The sequence below is a fragment of the Streptomyces sp. NPDC002825 genome (assembly GCF_040295385.1).
Taxonomy (GTDB): Bacteria; Actinomycetota; Actinomycetes; order Streptomycetales; family Streptomycetaceae; genus Streptomyces.
In genome coordinates, this window is the sequence record NZ_JBEOVH010000006.1 from 131,878 (window position 1) to 148,003 (window position 16,126).

16 protein-coding genes are annotated in these 16,126 nt (G+C 72.9%); 7 read left to right on the plus strand and 9 right to left on the minus strand.

The genetic code is table 11. The features are described 5' to 3' along the window. Positions 1-105: 105 nt before the first annotated feature. The 5 genes from ABT041_RS10610 to ABT041_RS10630 form a co-directional block, all read right to left on the minus strand. The gene (locus tag ABT041_RS10610; protein WP_351182294.1) at positions 106-663 is read right to left on the minus strand and encodes a hypothetical protein; all 558 of its coding nucleotides are present in this window, start codon (positions 661-663) and stop codon (positions 106-108) included. 103 nt (positions 664-766) lie between these two features. Continuing rightward, positions 767-1,450, minus strand: a complete 684-nt coding sequence (locus ABT041_RS10615; protein ID WP_351182297.1) for a GNAT family N-acetyltransferase — start codon at positions 1,448-1,450, stop codon at positions 767-769. 287 nt (positions 1,451-1,737) lie between these two features. After that, the gene (locus ABT041_RS10620; protein WP_351182300.1) at positions 1,738-2,439 is read right to left on the minus strand and encodes a ribonuclease H family protein; all 702 of its coding nucleotides are present in this window, start codon (positions 2,437-2,439) and stop codon (positions 1,738-1,740) included. A gap of 67 nt (positions 2,440-2,506) precedes the next feature. Then, on the minus strand, positions 2,507-3,424 hold the full coding sequence (locus ABT041_RS10625; RefSeq protein ID WP_351182303.1) for a phosphatase domain-containing protein: 918 nt from the start codon (positions 3,422-3,424) through the stop codon (positions 2,507-2,509). A gap of 2 nt (positions 3,425-3,426) precedes the next feature. Next, the gene (locus ABT041_RS10630; RefSeq protein ID WP_351182306.1) at positions 3,427-4,635 is read right to left on the minus strand and encodes an RNA ligase; all 1,209 of its coding nucleotides are present in this window, start codon (positions 4,633-4,635) and stop codon (positions 3,427-3,429) included. Positions 4,636-4,825: 190 nt separating this feature from the next. On the opposite strand from ABT041_RS10630, the gene ABT041_RS10635 reads away from it, so the two are divergent. The 3 genes from ABT041_RS10635 (at position 4,826) to ABT041_RS10645 (ending at position 7,188) form a co-directional block, all read left to right on the plus strand. Next, positions 4,826-5,158, plus strand: a complete 333-nt coding sequence (locus ABT041_RS10635; RefSeq protein ID WP_351182309.1) for a hypothetical protein — start codon at positions 4,826-4,828, stop codon at positions 5,156-5,158. Positions 5,159-5,263: 105 nt separating this feature from the next. Continuing rightward, positions 5,264-5,845: a dienelactone hydrolase family protein gene (locus ABT041_RS10640; RefSeq protein ID WP_351182312.1), complete on the plus strand. Its 582-nt coding sequence runs from the start codon at positions 5,264-5,266 to the stop codon at positions 5,843-5,845. Between the two features lie 164 nt (positions 5,846-6,009). After that, positions 6,010-7,188 (plus strand): YncE family protein, encoded by a 1,179-nt coding sequence (locus ABT041_RS10645; RefSeq protein ID WP_351182315.1) that lies wholly within the window; start codon positions 6,010-6,012, stop codon positions 7,186-7,188. 13 nt (positions 7,189-7,201) lie between these two features. On the opposite strand, the gene ABT041_RS10650 is transcribed toward ABT041_RS10645, so the two are convergent. Then, positions 7,202-7,774 (minus strand): NADPH-dependent FMN reductase, encoded by a 573-nt coding sequence (locus ABT041_RS10650; protein ID WP_351182318.1) that lies wholly within the window; start codon positions 7,772-7,774, stop codon positions 7,202-7,204. Positions 7,775-7,897: 123 nt separating this feature from the next. Here ABT041_RS10650 and ABT041_RS10655 point away from each other — a divergent pair, with 123 nt between their 5' ends. Next, a complete protein-coding gene (locus tag ABT041_RS10655; RefSeq protein ID WP_351182321.1) occupies positions 7,898-9,280 on the plus strand; it encodes an NAD(P)/FAD-dependent oxidoreductase in 1,383 nt (460 codons plus the stop codon). A gap of 182 nt (positions 9,281-9,462) precedes the next feature. Here the strand turns inward: ABT041_RS10655 and ABT041_RS10660 are convergent, their stop codons facing one another. Continuing rightward, on the minus strand, positions 9,463-10,269 hold the full coding sequence (locus ABT041_RS10660) for a hypothetical protein (protein ID WP_351182324.1): 807 nt from the start codon (positions 10,267-10,269) through the stop codon (positions 9,463-9,465). Positions 10,270-10,446: 177 nt separating this feature from the next. On the opposite strand from ABT041_RS10660, the gene ABT041_RS10665 reads away from it, so the two are divergent. The 3 genes from ABT041_RS10665 (at position 10,447) to ABT041_RS10675 (ending at position 12,533) form a co-directional block, all read left to right on the plus strand. Continuing rightward, the gene (locus tag ABT041_RS10665) at positions 10,447-10,887 is read left to right on the plus strand and encodes a GNAT family N-acetyltransferase (protein WP_351182327.1); all 441 of its coding nucleotides are present in this window, start codon (positions 10,447-10,449) and stop codon (positions 10,885-10,887) included. A gap of 81 nt (positions 10,888-10,968) precedes the next feature. After that, positions 10,969-12,048: an NAD(P)H-dependent amine dehydrogenase family protein gene (locus ABT041_RS10670; RefSeq protein WP_351182330.1), complete on the plus strand. Its 1,080-nt coding sequence runs from the start codon at positions 10,969-10,971 to the stop codon at positions 12,046-12,048. Further along, a complete protein-coding gene (locus ABT041_RS10675; protein ID WP_351182333.1) occupies positions 12,045-12,533 on the plus strand; it encodes a carboxymuconolactone decarboxylase family protein in 489 nt (162 codons plus the stop codon). Before ABT041_RS10670 ends, ABT041_RS10675 begins: the two co-directional genes overlap by 4 nt. Before the next feature lie 56 nt (positions 12,534-12,589). On the opposite strand, the gene ABT041_RS10680 is transcribed toward ABT041_RS10675, so the two are convergent. After that, the gene (locus tag ABT041_RS10680; protein ID WP_351182335.1) at positions 12,590-14,236 is read right to left on the minus strand and encodes a GMC oxidoreductase; all 1,647 of its coding nucleotides are present in this window, start codon (positions 14,234-14,236) and stop codon (positions 12,590-12,592) included. Positions 14,237-14,400: 164 nt separating this feature from the next. After that, complete coding sequence (locus tag ABT041_RS10685; RefSeq protein ID WP_351182338.1) at positions 14,401-15,834, minus strand: aspartate ammonia-lyase; 1,434 nt, start codon at positions 15,832-15,834, stop codon at positions 14,401-14,403. Positions 15,835-16,126: the final 292 nt, after the last annotated feature.

Below are 16,126 nucleotides of genomic sequence, written 5' to 3' on the forward strand. Positions count from 1 at the left end.
TTGCACGGTGCGCGGTCCGGTGACGGCCGCTACTCCGCGTCCTCACACCGAGTCCTTCCCGTCACCTCCATGGAACCACCGGTGGGACGGGGACGCGAGCGCCGGTCAGCCGCAGGTGAGGGTGAAGCGATGGTGTTCCGTGGTGATCTCGCCAGGGTCGGGCTCGCCGTTGCCGTTGGCGTCGGTGAAGACGACGTCGTAGGTCTCCTGGATGGAGAGGGTGCCGATCGGGGTGCCGTCGGGGGCGTGGATGGTGCGCTCGTCACGGGATTCGATCTTGGCGACCGTGGTGCGGCCGGGGTCGGTGAAGACGGCCTTGATCCGTTCCTCGTCGACGCCGCTGGTGACGTACCGGCCGTCGGCGAACGTCATGCGGAAGTCGAAGAAGTTGGTGCCCTTGAGCACCATGGCGCCCGGGGTCCGCACGAATCGGCCGACGGAGCGTTCGGTGACGGTGGCGGTGCCGAGCAGGTCCGCGGGGAGGCAGCCTTCGAGGGGCGCCGTGAACGTGTCGGTCCGGCTGATGTCGAAGTCGTCCACGAGGGCGGTGCCGGTGTCGATGTCGCCGGGCGCGGCGGCGGCCGGGGCGGCGGTGAGGAGGGCCGTCAGGAGGGTGAGGGCGGTGGCGCCGGTGCTGCGGCGGATGTTCGGGTTCGTGCGCATCGCGCGTACCTCGCTCTTCACAGGGTGTGCTCACGAGGTAACCATGAGTCGCCGAAGGGCGCAGCCCCGCTCCGGTCGACGGAGCGGGGCTGTGCCCGGTCGGTCAGGCCGGCAGCAGGTCCTGCGGGATGCGCACCTGCCGTGGGGTGGAGAGGCGCAGCTCGATGATGTCCCGGACGGTGGGCCATTCCTCGTCGAGGATCGAGTAGAAGGCCGTGTCCCGGACGGCGCCGTCGAGGCCTCGGGAGTGGGCGCGCCGGATGCCCTCGCAGGTCGCTCCGAGGCGCTCGATGGCGATTCTGGAGCGGGTGTTGCGGGCGTCGGCGCGCATGGTGATGCGGCGGACGCCCCAGACCTCGAAGGCGTGCCGGAGCATGAGGTACTTGGCCTCGGTGTTGATGCCGGTGCCCCGGGCGTCGCCGGCGATCCAGGTGTTCCCGATCTCGGCTGCGTCCGGGACGGCGGTCAGCGGATCGCCGTGCGGCATGCCGGGGACGGGCGGCCAGACCAGCGGGCCCCGCCAGTAGTCGAGTTCGAGGAAGCGGGTCGAGCCGATGACTCGCTCGTCGGCCGTACTGACCAGGGCGAAGGGCAGGCAACGGCCTGCCGCCTGATCGGCGAGGGCGCGGGCGATGTAGTCGAGGGCCGATTCGAGGCCGTCGGGTACGGGGGTGAAGGCGTAGGCCGATCGGTCCGCCCCGCCGGCCCGGGCGAGGGCTTCGGCGTGCCGCATCGCCAGCGGCTCCAGGCGCACGGAGCGCCCGGTCAGGAGAACAGGTACTGGCACGGAACCTCGGGTCTTTCACGGGCAGGGACGACTCCCGCCGCGGGGTGGCCGCGGCGGCAGCAGGAGGGGGTTCTCGTCCGGTGCCGAAGGTGTCGTGAGAACGACAAATGAGCAGGTAAAACGGTTCGCCACCGGGTGCGAGGAGGATCAGTATGCAGCCACAACCGCTCCGAGAACAGAACCCCGGGAGAACCTGCGTCCACGCGAGGGTGAAGCCTGCCGTGCGCCCGGCCCGGACGGTCTCACGGGCCGGACGCGGCCGCCCGCCAGTCGGACGGCCCCGGGGTTCAGACGCAGGTGGGGTGGCCCCAGCCGTCGGAGTTCTTCGCGATGGTCTCGCCCTTGTCGTAGGCACGACCGCAGCGGCAGCGGCCGGGGAATTTCGCGTTCAGGGTGCCGCCGGACGGGCGACTCCTGCGGGCGGATCCGCGTCCCGCGCTCGCGGAGCCCGTACGGGGCGCAGAGGAGCGTGCCCGGGGCGTGGAGGCGCGCGAAGCGGGCTCGGCCGGGGGCAGTTCGGCCCCCGCGTCGGAGGCAAGGGGCTCCTGCGTACGGGCGGAGTGGCTGGCCGCCCGGTCGGCGGCGTCGTTGAGCGGGTCGCCGTCGACCTGGTGCGCGGGGACGTACACGAAGTCGACGTCCCGGCCGGTGAGCAGCTCGTCGATCCGCACGACCAGGTCCTTGTTGGCGACCGGGGTGCCGGCGGCTGTCTTCCAGCCCTTGCGGCGCCAGCCGGGGAGCCAGGTCGTGACGGCCTTCATGGCGTACTGCGAGTCCATGCGGACCTCGGCGGGCACGGCGGGGTCGAGGGCCTCCAGGAGGCGCTCCAGGGCCGTGAGTTCGGCCACGTTGTTGGTCGCCCGGCCGAGGGGGCCCGCCTCCCAGCGGTCGATCGCTCCGTCGGCGCGGCCGATGACCCATGCCCAGGCCGCGGGGCCGGGGTTTCCCTTCGACGCGCCGTCGCACGCCGCGATGATCTTTTCACCCATCCCACGATCCTGACACGGCGGCGGGGGTGGGCGGTCCCGCCCCCGCCGCCGGCCGGCGCGCGGCGCGTCAGAAGGCGCCGTAGTTGACCTGCCAGGTGGGCAGGCCCATGCGGCGCCAGAGCGCGACGACCCGGTCGCGGTCGTCGAGGGAGACCCGGACCGCGTACCGGTGGCGCACATGGGCGTCGAAGAGCTCCGCCTTCACGAGGTCGTCGCCGCGTCCGTCGCCGGAGGCGCGCATCCACAGCTCGTCGTAGGGCACCTCGTGGCGGGCGAGCCAGCTCTCGGTGAGGGCGCGGTGGTCCTCGCTGCGCCCGGAGAGCAGCACGATCCGGTCCCGCTCGCTGTGCCGGAAGGCCCGCAGGGCGTCGCGTACGGAGGGGTTGATCAGGTCGCGGTCGCAGCGGCTGAAGTCGTACGGGCCACGGTCCACGCGCAGCGCGAGGGTGCCGTCGATGTCGCACATGACGGCGGTGGGCAGGGCCGGGTCGGGGACGTAGGGCTCGCCGACGGTGGGGCGGTCGTTGAGCCAGTCCGCGGTGAGGCGCCAGCCGCCCCTGGTGGCCTTGGCGTGCTTCTCGGCGAGGATGCGGATGATCTCCTCGCCGACGGGCCGGTCGCGGGCGGCGTCGCGGCGGACGCACTCGTCGACGGGCACGTCGGTGAAGTCGTGGACCACGAAGGTCGCCAGGCCGGCGACGGCCGCCTTGAGCCGCTTGGGGACGTGCGGGGTCAGATGCGTGTTGTCGACGACGACGTCGAAGCCGTCGTCGACGGCGGCGCGGACCGCGGCGTCCTGGATGCCGAGCACGGTCTGCTCGTGCGTGTGGGAGCGGCCGCGCTCCGGCGCGGGGAGGTCGAGCATGGCGCGGAGGTCGTCGAGGTTGACGCGGCGCATCCTCCCCTCGGCGGCGGCCTGGAGGGCGCGGGCGGCGGTCGTCTTCCCGGAGGCCGGGAGGCCGGTCATGAGGTGGACGACAGGCACGGTCAGTTCTCCTCGTCGTGGGCGAAGGGATCGGTGGCCTCGGGGCGCAGCTGACGCCAGACGAGGAGGTCGGTGGAGCGCCCGTCGAGGCGCAGGAAGAGCAGGGCGCGCAGGGCGGGGTCATGCAGGCCGGCGGTGGCGCGGGCGAAGGCCGCCCGGTCGTCGGTGAGGTGGGCGAAGCGGGCGTAGGCCTCGTCGACGGCCCGCTCGCGGTCGGCCGCGGCCGTTTCGAGCCCGCTGATCACGTGGCGGACCCAGGCGTCGAACTCGTCCGGGACCTGGTCGAGGAGGGCGTCGAGGGGCTTCCCGCCGGACGCCTCCACGTCGGTGATCGCGCAGCCGAGGCCCTTGGCCAGTTCGCCGGCCGGGAGGCCGGCGAAGCGCTGGATGCCGTGGCTGCGCCAGATGTCCCGCTCCGTGACGCCGGTGAGCACCTTGTGCAGACGCACGTACTCGCTGAGCTTGGCCTTGGCGCGCAGGCCGGAGGCGAAGCGCAGGACGAAGCCCTCGGCGTCGGTGCCGGTGGCGCGGCGGCCGCCGGGGAGGGTGTTGGACTCGGTCAGGGCGACGAGCTCGGCGACGCCCATGGCGGGCCAGGTGCGGACGACGGAGCCGAGGGGCTCCCACCCCTCGGCTGCCTCGGCCAGGGGCAGTTCGGTGCCGTCCGGGCGGAAGGCGGCGAGCAGCACGAGGTCGCGGCGCTCGCCGTAGTTCACGACGATCCGGTTGCCGGGGTAGAGCATCTCGGCGAGGTACGTGACGCCGGGGGTCAGACCGGTGGTGTCGGCGGCGTCGAGGCGGCGCTGCGCCCAGGCTGCCTGGGAGCTGGTGAAGGAGCCCTTGGAGGCGACGTGCCAGCGGTCGGCGTAGTGGAAGACGACGGCGAGGCTGCCGTCGACCTTGTCGTAGACCTCGAAGGGCTCGTCGGGCAGCGGGGGCGCGTAGGGGCGTCCGCCGGCGTGCTCGGAGAGGTTGAAGAACTTGGGGAGGGGCAGCGCGACGATCCGCCCGGTGCTGTCGTCGGCGACGAGCCCCCGGCACCGGGTGGTGGCCCGGTTCCAGTGCTGGGCGTACTGGCACGCGCGCGTGTACGTGTAGATCGACAGCGGCAGCTCGGGGTGCTGCTTGCGTGTGACGTGTCCGTCGGCGAGTGCGGTGGCGAGCTCGTCGGACGGCATCAGGTCATGGAGAGTCAGGGTGTCCTGGCTCATGGGGTCCCTCCCGTTTGTTCGATGATCCATCATCGGGCGGGAAACCCGCGGGGAACAGCGAATTTCCCGGTGCGGGCACGCGCGCGGGGTGCCGACCGGGCTCCCGATCCCGGGCGTGTCGGCGGTGCCCCGTAGACTCGCCGTCTGCCCGTCGGTGACGGATCCGGCGCAGTCACAGGAAGCGAGCCCCATGAACCACGCGGACGGCACGGCACCGATCTATGCCGAGCTCATACGGGAGCGGGGGGACGTTCCCGGTGACGTCCGCCAGGTCGCCGAGGAGGTTCTGCGGGACCTGAGCCGCGTGATCCAGATGCCTCCGCAGGGGATCCCCGCGGCGCAGCAGGCCGCCGTCGCGCACGCCGGTCCGGGCGCTCCGATGGGCGCCCCGGGTCCGATGGGCGCCACCGGTCCGATGGGCGCCACCGGTCCGATGGGCGCCGTCGGTCCCATGGGCGTCGGCGGGCCCGCGGGCATGGTGGGACAGGCGGGCGCCGTCGTCCCGCACCGGCCGATGCTCTGACCTGTTCCTCCGCGCCGTTGTCAGTGGCGTGCGTCATGCTGCCTTCCGAAGTGGCCCGAGCCGCGACGCGGGTGGGCCTCGTACGGTGACCCAGGGGATGACGACATGGCCGAGGTACTGCTCTTCCACCATGCGCTCGGGCTGACCGAGGGCGTCGGCGCGTTCGCCGACAGGCTGCGGCGGGCGGGGCACACGGTGCACGTGCCCGACTTGTACGAGGGGCGTACGTTCGACGACCTGGAGGCCGGCGTCGGGTACGCCCAGGAGGTCGGCTTCGACACCATCGGCGCCCGGGGCGAGAAGGCGGCCGAGGGACTTCCGGGGGACATCGTGTACGTCGGGTTCTCGCTCGGCGTGGTGCCGGCCCAGAAGCTGGCGCAGACGCGCCCCGGCGCCGCGGGCGCCCTGCTGCTGAGCGCCTGCGTGCCGGAGACCGCCTTCGGCCCGGCCTGGCCGGAGGGCGTGCCCGTACAGGTGCACGGCATGGACGCCGACCCGTACTTCGTCGACGAAGGGGACCTGACGGCTGCGCGCGAGCTCGTCGCGGGCGCCGTCGACCGGGAGCTGTTCCTGTACCCGGGGACGGCCCACCTGTTCGCCGAGCCGGGTACGCCGGACTACGCGCCGGAGGCGGCCGCGCTGTGCGCCGAGCGGGTGCTGGGCTTCCTGGACGGTCTCAAGCGCTGAGCCCCGAGGGGTCAACCGATCGGTGGACCCGGGCGTCGACCGTTCCGCCGTCCGGGACGGGCCGGGCGGCGGACCGGGCGGGCGGGGACGCGGACGGAGGATCGGGGGCAGGGCGCGGACCCCGGCGGGGCCGTCCGCGCGGCCGCCGTACCGAGGAGTCCGTCATGCCGAAGTTCCGCCGTCCGTCCCGTGCCGCCCGGGTGCTCCTGCCCGGCGCGGTGGCCGTGGTGCTCCTCGCCGGCTGCGCGCAGGGCTCCGGGGGCGCGGCCTCCGCGCGCCGTTCGGGGATGCCCGCCGGGACCTCCCCCACGGCCGGATCGCCCACCCCCGGCTCCCCCGTCACCGTGCCGCCGAACCCGGACGGCACGGTCGCCCCGGGCACCCTGCTCGTCACGGACTTCGGCTCCGACACGGTCACCTTCGTCGACCCCGCGCGGGGCGCCACCGGTTCCGTGCAGGCCGGCACAGCGCCGTACGGTCTGGCCGTCGGCGCGGACGGCCGGGCCTGGGTGGCGACCGCCGAGGGCGTGGCGGTCGTGGACACGGCGAGCCGCGAGCGCCTCGCGCTGATTCCGTACCGCACGGACACCGGGCCGGTGACGACGGGCGAATACCGGGGCGGCGGCATGGGGATCGCGCTCGCGCCCGACGGGCGGCGGGTGTACGTGGGGGTCAACGTGCCCGGCGGGGACGGCGCCCTGGAGGTCGTCGACACGGCGTCGCTGAAGGTCACGGACGTCGTCCCGATCGGCCGGCGGCCGTTCGACGTGGACGTCTCGAAGGACGGCGCCGAGGTGTACGCGACGAACCACGACTCCTTCGACGTCACGGTCGTCACGGCGGTGACGCTGGAGCCCCGCCGGATCGAGGTCGCCCCGTACGGCACGGAGGGCGGGCTCGGTTCCTGGCTCAAGCCGCACTACACGGCCGTGCGTCCCTCGGACGGGAAACTGCTGCTGCCCTTCGAGGGCGAGCGGCTCGCGGTGGTCGACCCCCGGACGGGCCGGACCACGATCGAGCCGATGACCGCGAACACGCATCAGCACGGCACGACCGTGACCGCCGACGGGACGCTCCTGACCGTGGGCACCGGGCCGATCGACCCGGCCGTGGACGAGGGGCCCTCCCTGACGGTGCGCACACCCGGCGGTGCCGAGCGGGTCTACCCGCTGGAGGGCCCGCACGAGAGCGTGGCCGTGTCCCGGGACGGCCGCACGGCCTATGTGACGGGCGGATTCACCCGGGACGGGTACTGGAACGGTCTGACCGTCGTCGACCTCGACACCGGCGACGCCCGCCGTCTTCCGGCGGGGTCGCGGCCGCTGGGGATCGCGGTCCTCTGACGCGTGCGGGCGCTCAGCGCTGGGGCGGCAGGACGGTGAGGACGCGCTCCACGAAGGCCTTGAAGTCGATCATGAAGTCGCTCAGGAACTGCTGGGTCGTCGGATCGGTGACCTCGCCGTCCTCGCCGAACAGCCCCGGGGTGAACTGGATGTACGCCTCGGGGGCGTTCATCTGCGGGGAGTTGCAGAAGGAGAGCACCGACCGGAGGCTCTGCTGGGCGACGGCCGTGCCGATCTTGCCGGGCGAGGCGCCGATGACGGCGGACGGCTTGTGGGTGAAGGAGTTCGTGCCCCAGGGGCGGCTGGCCCAGTCGATGGCGTTCTTGAGCGCGCCGGGGATGGACCGGTTGTACTCGGGGGTGACGAAGAGGATCGCGTCGACGGACGCGATGGCCTCCTTGAGCGCCTTGCCCTCGGGCGGGTAGTCGGCGTCGAAGTCGTGGTTGTAGAGCGGGAGGTCCTTGATGGGGATCTCCTGGAAGTCCAGGCCCGGCGGCGCCACGCGGAGGAGCGCACGGGACAGGATCCGGTTGATGGACTTCTCCGACAGGCTGCCGATGAAATAGCCGACCTTGTAGGTGGTCATGCGCGCCGTTCCGCCTTCCCTGGGGGTCCGTGAGAGCTCCTTCGGCAACGTAACCCGAAGAGCGATACGTCACCAATCACGATAAAAAGGGGGAAACGACGCTCATACGGAAGGGCGGACAGCGTGACGCGACCGAGGATTCTCGTGGTGGGCGCCGGTTTCGCCGGAGTGGGCTGCGTGCGGCGGCTCGAACGACGCCTCGCCGCACGGGAGGCGGTGATCACGCTCCTCTCACCGTTCTCGTACCAGCTCTACCTGCCCCTGCTCCCCCAGGTGGCCGCGGGCGTGCTGACCCCCCAGTCGGTCGCCCTGTCGCTGCGGCGCAGCCAGCGGCACCGGACCCGGATCGTGCCGGGCGGCGTGGTCGGCGTCGACACGGCGGCGAAGGTCTGCGTGGTGCGGACCATCTCCGGCGAGTTCGTGACGGAGCCGTACGACCATCTCGTCCTCGCGCCCGGCAGTGTGACCCGCACCTTCGACATCCCGGGACTCGCCGAGCACGCGCGCGGGATGAAGACCCTCGCGGAGGCCGTCTACATCCGCGACCACGTCATCGCCCAGCTGGACCTGGCGGACGCGAGCGACGACGAGGAGGAGCGGGCCGCGCGGCTGAGGTTCGTCGTGGTCGGCGGCGGTTACGCCGGGACGGAGACGGCGGCCTGCCTCCAGCTGCTCACGTCGAACGCGGTCAAGCGGTACCCCCGGCTCGACCCCGCCCTCATCAAATGGCATCTGGTGGACATCGCGCCCAAGCTGATGCCCGAGCTGGGCGAGAAGCTGGGGTCCGCCGCCATGGACATCCTGACGAAGCGCGGCATCGAGGTGTCGCTCGGCGTGTCCGTGGCCTCGGTGGACGAGGAGACGGTGACGCTCACCGACGGGCGCGTGCTGCCGAGCCGGACGCTGATCTGGACGGCCGGCGTGGCCGCGAGCCCGCTGATCGGCACGCTCGGCGCGGAGACCCTCCGCGGCCGGCTCGTCGTCTCGGCCGAGATGGACGTGCCGGGCCTGGACGGGGTGTGGGCGCTCGGCGACGCGGCGGCGGTCCCCGATCTCGCCAAGGGCGGGGAGGGGGCGATCTGCCCGCCGACCGCGCAGCACGCGATGCGGCAGGGCAAGACCGTCGCCGACAACCTGGTGGCGACACTGCGGGGCGAGCGGACCCAGCCGTACACGCACAAGGACCTGGGGCTCGTGGTGGACCTGGGCGGGATGGACGGGGTGTCGAAGCCGCTCGGTGTGGAGCTGCACGGGGCGCCGGCCCAGGCCGTCGCCCGCGGCTACCACTGGGCGGCGCTGCGCACCAATGTGGCCAAGACCCGGGTGATGACGAACTGGCTGCTCAACGCGGTCGCCGGCGACGACTACGTACGGACCGGGTTCCTGGCCTCGAAGGCGGGGACGCTGCGGGACTTCGAGTACACGGACGCGTATCTGACGCCGGAGCAGGTCCGTGAGCACACGGCCTCGTTCCGGGGGGCGGTCGGCTCGGGCGGCGGGAACTGACTTCTTGCGTCGCCGGGAATCGGGGCCCTCATCACGCCCCGGGTGGGTGACGGCGGCGGCCGGGGCGGCGGTGAAGCCCCGGCGCCGCGAGGCGGGCTCCCCGCGCCGCGACGGGGGCTCCCGGCAGCGCGAGAGAGACGCCCGGCGCCGCGGGGTGGACCAGCGGCGCCGCGCGGGCGCCTTCAGCGGGCGAGCACCGGCGCCGGGCCCATGACCACGACGGGTTCCGCCGCCGGGTCGAGGGCGCGCAGGAGTTCGCGCAGCGCCTCCCGGTCCAGGGCGATGCAGGCCTGGGTCGGCCCGCCGTGGTCGACGTGGATCCAGACGCCGCCGCCCTTCTCCTCGCCGAGGGGACGCTCGCTGTCGAGCGGGCTGCGGCCGGGCACCCGGTTGTAGTCGATGGCGATCACATGGTCGAAGGAGCCTTCGAGGGGTTCGCCGGAGAGGCCGGTGCCGCTGATGGCGAACTCCTCGTCCTCGTCGTACGGGAGCCGGGTGCCGGGGTCGGGGAGCAGCCCGCCCGCGTCGCCGATCCGGAACACCCCGATGGGGCTGCGCAGGTCGCCGGCGGTGTGGTCGTCGGTCCAGCCCTGCAGGGCGTTGTGGGCGGGCCACGGTCCCGCGGTCTCGGTCCACCGGCCGGCCCGGTCGCGCGCGTAGAGGGTGACGGTGGCCGTGTGGGAGTCGGCGGTGGCGCCGGTGGCGACGAGGACCTGGGTGGTGCCGTCGGGCACGAGGCCGTGGGTGGCGGGGCCGATGCCGGGGATCCGGGGTGCGGCGACCGGGGCGGAGGCGAGGTCGTTGGCCGCTCTGCCGGGCGGGCCCGGGGCGGGGCGGCTGTCCCCCGCGGGCGGCGCGGACGACGAGGGGGCGGGTGCGGGTGGTGCGGCGGGTGCGGGCGGGGCGGGGCTCGCGCAGCCGCTGAGCAACAGGGCCGCGCACAGTGTGCCGGCGCTCAGCAGCGCGGGGGCGCCCTTGCGGACGGGCATGGGACGGCATCCTCCTGGCCGGGGGCAGTGCAGCGATCCGTACCCGCTCGGCGGGCCGCGCTGCCGCCGCGGACGCGCCCTCACCCGGACGGACGGCTCCCGGTGGACGAACGCCCGTCTCCCCGGGCGGTCCGGAAAGAGGTTGACCGGGCAGGTGCGGCACGCTTTTCTGCGGGGATGAGTGATCTTCGTATCGAACGGGCGCGGACCGAGGAGCAGCTCGCCGACTGGCGGGCCGTGCACAACACGATCATCCCGACGGCGGTGCTCTCCGCCGAGGAGGTCCGGGAGCGCTCCGGCCGGAACCGGCTGGAGGTCGCGTACCTCGGGGGCGTGGCGGTGGGGTGTTCTACGGTGCGCCCGCCGGACGAGGAGACGCCGGCGGCGACCGTGATCGCGCGGACGCTGCCCGGGTTCCGGGGGCGGGGTGTCGGGACCGCGCTGTACGAGCGTGGGCTGGCGCACGCGCGGACGCTGAGCGACGAGGGCGTGGAGACGGTGGTCCTCGCCTCGAACGGGGAGGGGCTGCGGTTCGCGCTCGCGCGCGGTTTCGTGGAGCTGGAGCGGTACGTCCTGCCGGGTGACACGATTCCGTTCGTGACGCTGCGTCTGCCCTGACGGGGAACCAGTTCTGACGAACCATCAGAACATCGCGTCGCGGGTCTGGGAACCTTCGGGGCCCGGCGCTACCCTCCGCGCATGATTCGGACGGTGGTGTGGGGTACCGGAAATGTCGGGCGCGCGGCCATTCGCGCGGTGGACGCCCATCCGGGGCTGGAGCTCGCGGCCGTGCTCGTGTCCGATCCGGCCAAGGTGGGCCGGGACGCGGGCCGGCTCGCGGGACTCGGCCGCGATCTCGGGGTGGCGGCCGGCGACGACGTCGGCGCGGTGCTCGACGGGCGGCCGGGGGCGGTGGTGTACGCGGCCTCCGGCGACACCCGGCCCGACGGGGCGCTCGCCGACGTGGCACGGGCGGTGGCGGCGGGCGCGGTGGTGGTGACGCCCGCCCTGTACCCGCTGTACGACCAGCGCAACGCGCCGCCCGAGTTCCGGGACCCGGTGCTCGCGGCGGTGGCGGAGGGGGGCGGTTCGCTCTTCGTCTCGGGCGTCGACCCGGGCTGGGGCAACGACGTGCTGCCGCTCCTGGTGAGCGGCCTCGCCGCGACCGTGGACGTGATCCGCTGTCAGGAGATCTTCGACTACTCGACGTACGAGCAGGAGGAGTCGGTCCGCGAGCTGGTGGGGATGGGCCGGCCGATGGAGTACGAGCCGCCCATGCTGTGGCCCTCGGTGCCGACGATGATCTGGGGCGGGCAGATACGGCTGATGGCCCGGGCGCTCGGGGCCGAGGTCGACGAGATCCGCGAGACGCTGGAGCGGCGCCCGCTGGAGTCCACGGTCAAGACGCGGACGATGGGCGTGTTCGAGGCGGGGACGCAGGGCGCGGTCCGCTTCGAGGTGCAGGGGATCGTCGGCGGCGAGCCCCGCATCGTGATCGAGCACGTCACCCGCATCCACCCCTCGTGCGCGCCGGACTGGCCGGTGCCGCCGGACGGGGCGGGCGCGCACCGGGTGATCGTCGAGGGCAGTCCCCGGATCGAGGTGACGGTGGCGGCGACCGACGAGGGCGAGAACCGGTCGGCGGGCGGGAACGCCACGGCGGTGGGACGGCTCGTCGGGGCGATCGAGTGGCTGGTGGCGGCGGAGCCGGGACTGTACGACGCGCTGGACGTGCCGCTGCGGCCGGCGGTCGGGAAGCTGGGAAGGAGACCACGGTGATCATCGACATTCCCGAGGGCCAGGAGCCGATCGGGTACGTGTGGGGCGACATGGTCCCGGAGATCGGGACGGCGGCGGCGAACTTCTCGCTGTCGGTGTACGCGCACACGACCCTGGGGCTGCGCGAGTTCGAGGCGGCGCGGCTGCGGATCGCGCAGATCAACGGCTGCGGCTTCTGTCTCGACTGGCGTACCGACCGGGACGGGGAGAAGGTCGAGGAGGGCTTCGACGAGCTCGTCGCGGCGTGGCGCGAGACGGAGGTCTCGGAGGCCTTCGACGAGCGGACGCGGCTCGCGGCCGAGTACGCGGAGCGGTACGCGCTCGACCACCACGGCCTCGACGAGGAGTTCTGGGCGCGGATGACGGCGCGGTACAGCCAGGCGGAGATCGTGGAGCTGACGATGAGCCTGGGCTCGTGGCTGGCGTTCGGCCGGCTCAACCGGGTGCTCGGGCTCGACACCGTGTGCGTGCTGCCGACGCACTGAGGGACGGCGTACGGAAGGGCCGGCCGGGGCTCCCGGACCGGCCCTTCCGTCTGCCGTCAGAAGTCCTCGGCGACGATCCTTTCGATGTTGCGTTCGGCGAGGGCCGTGATGGTGACGAACGGGTTGACGCTGGTGTTGCCGGGGATCAGCGACCCGTCGATGGCGTAGAGGCCGGAGTAGCCGTGCAGCCGGCCGTAGTTGTCGGTCGCCCGCCCCAGGACCGCGCCGCCGAGCGGGTGGTAGGTGAGGTGGTCGCCCCAGATCTTGTACGCGCCGAAGAGGTCGGTGCGGTAGATCGTGCCCTCCCTGCTGTTGATCTTGTCGAAGATGGACCTGGCCATGTCGATGGACGTCTGCTTCCAGGCCCGGTCCCAGCTCAGGTCGACCCTGCCGGTGGTCGGGTTCCAGGTGAACTCGGCGCGGCGCGGGGTGCGGGTGATGGAGAGGTAGAACGAGGCGTAGGTCTCGATGCCGGTGGGCAGCGGGGCGACCTCGGCGAAGGCCCCGCCGGCGTCCCAGTTGTCGATGCCCGCGGTGGGCATGGAGGACTGGAGTGTCCCGGTGGGGTCCCACATGTGGTTCGCGCGCCCGCACATGACGTTGCCGTTGTCGCCCCAGCCCTTGCCGATCTCGTCGTTGAGGGCGGGCAGCGCGCCGGTGGCCTTGAGGCGGGTGAGGAGCTTGCTGGTGCCGACGCTGCCGGCGGCGAAGAAGACCCGGTCGGCGCGGACCGTCTTGGTGACGAGGGTGGCGCCGGTGGTGTCGATCTGGTCGATGACGACGGTGTAGCCGCCCGCGGCCGCGGGGCTGACGGAGGTCACCCGGTGCAGCGGGGAGACGCTCACCCGGCCGGTGGCGGCGGCCTGGGCGAGGTAGGTCTTCTGGAGGCTCTTCTTGCCGGCGTTGTTGCCGTAGATGACCTCGCCCGCCAGGGCGGACTTCTGGACCGTCCCGGCGGCCTCCTGCTTCATGTAGTCCCAGTCGTAGACGTTGGGCACGAAGACGAAGGGGAAGCCGGAACGCTCGGCGTGCTTGCGGCCCACGCGCGCGTACTGGTAACAGGCCTGGTTCTCCCACCAGTTCACGTCCACCGAGGTGACGCCCAGGCCCGCGTTGGCGCGCGGGTAGTACGTGGAGTACATCTCGGCCGGGTCGACGGTGGGGAGGATCGCCGGGAAGCGCTCCCGGAGCGGGGTGACGGCCATGCCGCCGTTGACCAGGGAGCCTCCGCCGACACCGCGCCCCTGGTAGACGGTGATGCCGGCGAAGTCCTCCGCGTCGAGGATTCCGGTGTGCACCGGCACGTCCTTGTCGAGCGGGAAGCCGAGGAACTGGCTCAGCGGCTGCTTGGTGCGGGTCCGCAGCCAGAAGGAGCGGTAGTCGGGCGTGGTGGTGTTGGCGAAGATCTTGCCGTCGGGCCCGGGGGTGTCCCAGGCCATGCCCATCTCGATCATGTGGACGTCGACGCCGGCGCGGGCGAGCCGCAGGGCGGCGACGGAGCCGCCGTAGCCGGTGCCGATGACGAGGGCCCGCACCTGGGAGCCGTCGGCGATGGGGGTGCAGTTCAGGCCGGGGACCTCGGCGCGGGCGGGGGTGCCGTGTCCGACGAGGGCGGCGGCACCGAGGAGGGAACCTGTTCCCGCGAGGAATCTTCGACGACTCACACCGTCGATTCCCTTGACGGACAGGGGGTGTTCACTCATGTGATGTTCCTCACTCGTGAGCGAATGGGAACATGTTCTACTGTCGCGGGTCGGGGAAGTCACGCTAAACCGACGGGTAACTTCGGAGTCGGGCTCGGCGTGCCCCTCCGGGCGTGGCGGGCGCGGGACCGTCACCGTACCGGAGGAGCAGCCGGCCGGGCGGGTCAGGCCGGGGACGCGCTCGGGGCGCCCGTGAGGCGCTCGGGGGTGAGGAGCTCGGCGAGGCGGTGAGCGGGCAGCAGGCCCTTCTCCACGGTGAGTTCGACGACTCCGCGGCCGGTCGCGAGCGCCTCCTGGGCGATGGCGGTGGCGGCCGTGTAGCCGAGGTGCGGGTTGAGCGCGGTCGCGAGGCCGATGGAGTTCTCCACGGCCGCGCGGAGGGCCTCGGTGTTGGCGGTGATGCCGTCGACGCAGCGCTCCGCGAGGGTGAGGCAGGCGGCGCGCAGGGAGAGCAGGCTCTTCGAGAGGGCGTGGAAGATGACCGGCTCGAAGGCGTTGAGCTGGAGCTGCCCCGCCTCGGCCGCCATGGTGATGGTGATGTCGTTGCCGATCACCTCGAAGGCGACCTGGTTGACGACCTCGGGGATCACCGGGTTGACCTTGCCGGGCATGATGCTGGAACCGGCCTGCACCGGCGGCAGGTTGATCTCGCCGAGGCCCGCGCGCGGCCCGGAGGAGAGCAGCCGCAGGTCGTTGCAGGTCTTGGAGAGCTTGACCGCGATCCGCTTGAGGACGCCGGAGAGCTGCACGAAGGCGCCGCAGTCCTGGGTGGCCTCGATGAGGTTGGCGGAGGTCACGAGCGGCAGGCCCGTCAGCTCGGCGAGGTTGCGGCGGGCGGTCTCCGCGTAACCGGGGGCGGCGTTGAGGCCGGTGCCGATGGCGGTGGCCCCCAGGTTGATCTCGTGGATGAGCTCGATCGCCTCGGCGAGCCGGCCGCGGTCCTCCTCCAGCATCACGGCGTACGTGGAGAACTCCTGGCCCAGCGTCATGGGCACCGCGTCCTGGAGCTGGGTGCGGCCCATCTTCACGACCTCGCGGAACTCGACGGCCTTGGCGGCGAAGGCGTCCTGGAGGACGGCCATGGCCTTCAGGAGCTCGCGGGCGGCGCCGATCGCCGCGATGCGGATCGCGGTCGGGTAGACGTCGTTGGTCGACTGGCCGAGGTTGACGTCCTCGTTGGGGTGCAGGTGGGTGTACTCGCCCTTGGCGTGACCGAGGAGCTCCAGGGCCCGGTTGGCGACGACCTCGTTGGCGTTCATGTTGGTGGAGGTGCCGGCGCCGCCCTGGACGACGTCCACGACGAACTGGTCGTGGAGGTGTCCCGTACGGATCTCCCGGCAGGCTCCGGCGATGGCGTCGGCCTTGTCGGCGGGGAGCAGGCCGAGCTCCTCGTTGGCTCGGGCCGCGGCCTCCTTGACGGCGGCGAGCGCGTCGATCAGGAGCGGGTAGACCGAGATCGGCGTACCGGTGATGGCGAAGTTCTCGGTGGCGCGCAGGGTGTGGACGCCCCAGTAGACGTCGGCGGGGACGTCCCGGTCACCGAGCAGATCGTGCTCGCGACGGACGGGGAGGTCGTGCGGGGCCGGTGCGGGAACCATGAAGGGCCGTCCTTGGGGAGGGTGGGGAGGGTGTGGGCGGAGCTGGAAGGGCTCGTCCGGCGTCCACGCGTGTGCGTGGAGGGCCGGCAGGGCCCGTCCGGAGTGCACGCGTGTGCGTGCGGACCTCGGCGGCGGGCACGCGGCAGGCGGTTCCGGCCTCGGCGGGCCGTACGCGTGCGTGTGCGGCGTCGGCGGCCTGTTTCGGGCACGGCGGAGCCGCCGGGCGGGCCCGGCGGGCGCGGGGCGCCGGTGGAGGGGGTTGATTCCGGCTCGCGGGCGGGCGGGGGGGGGA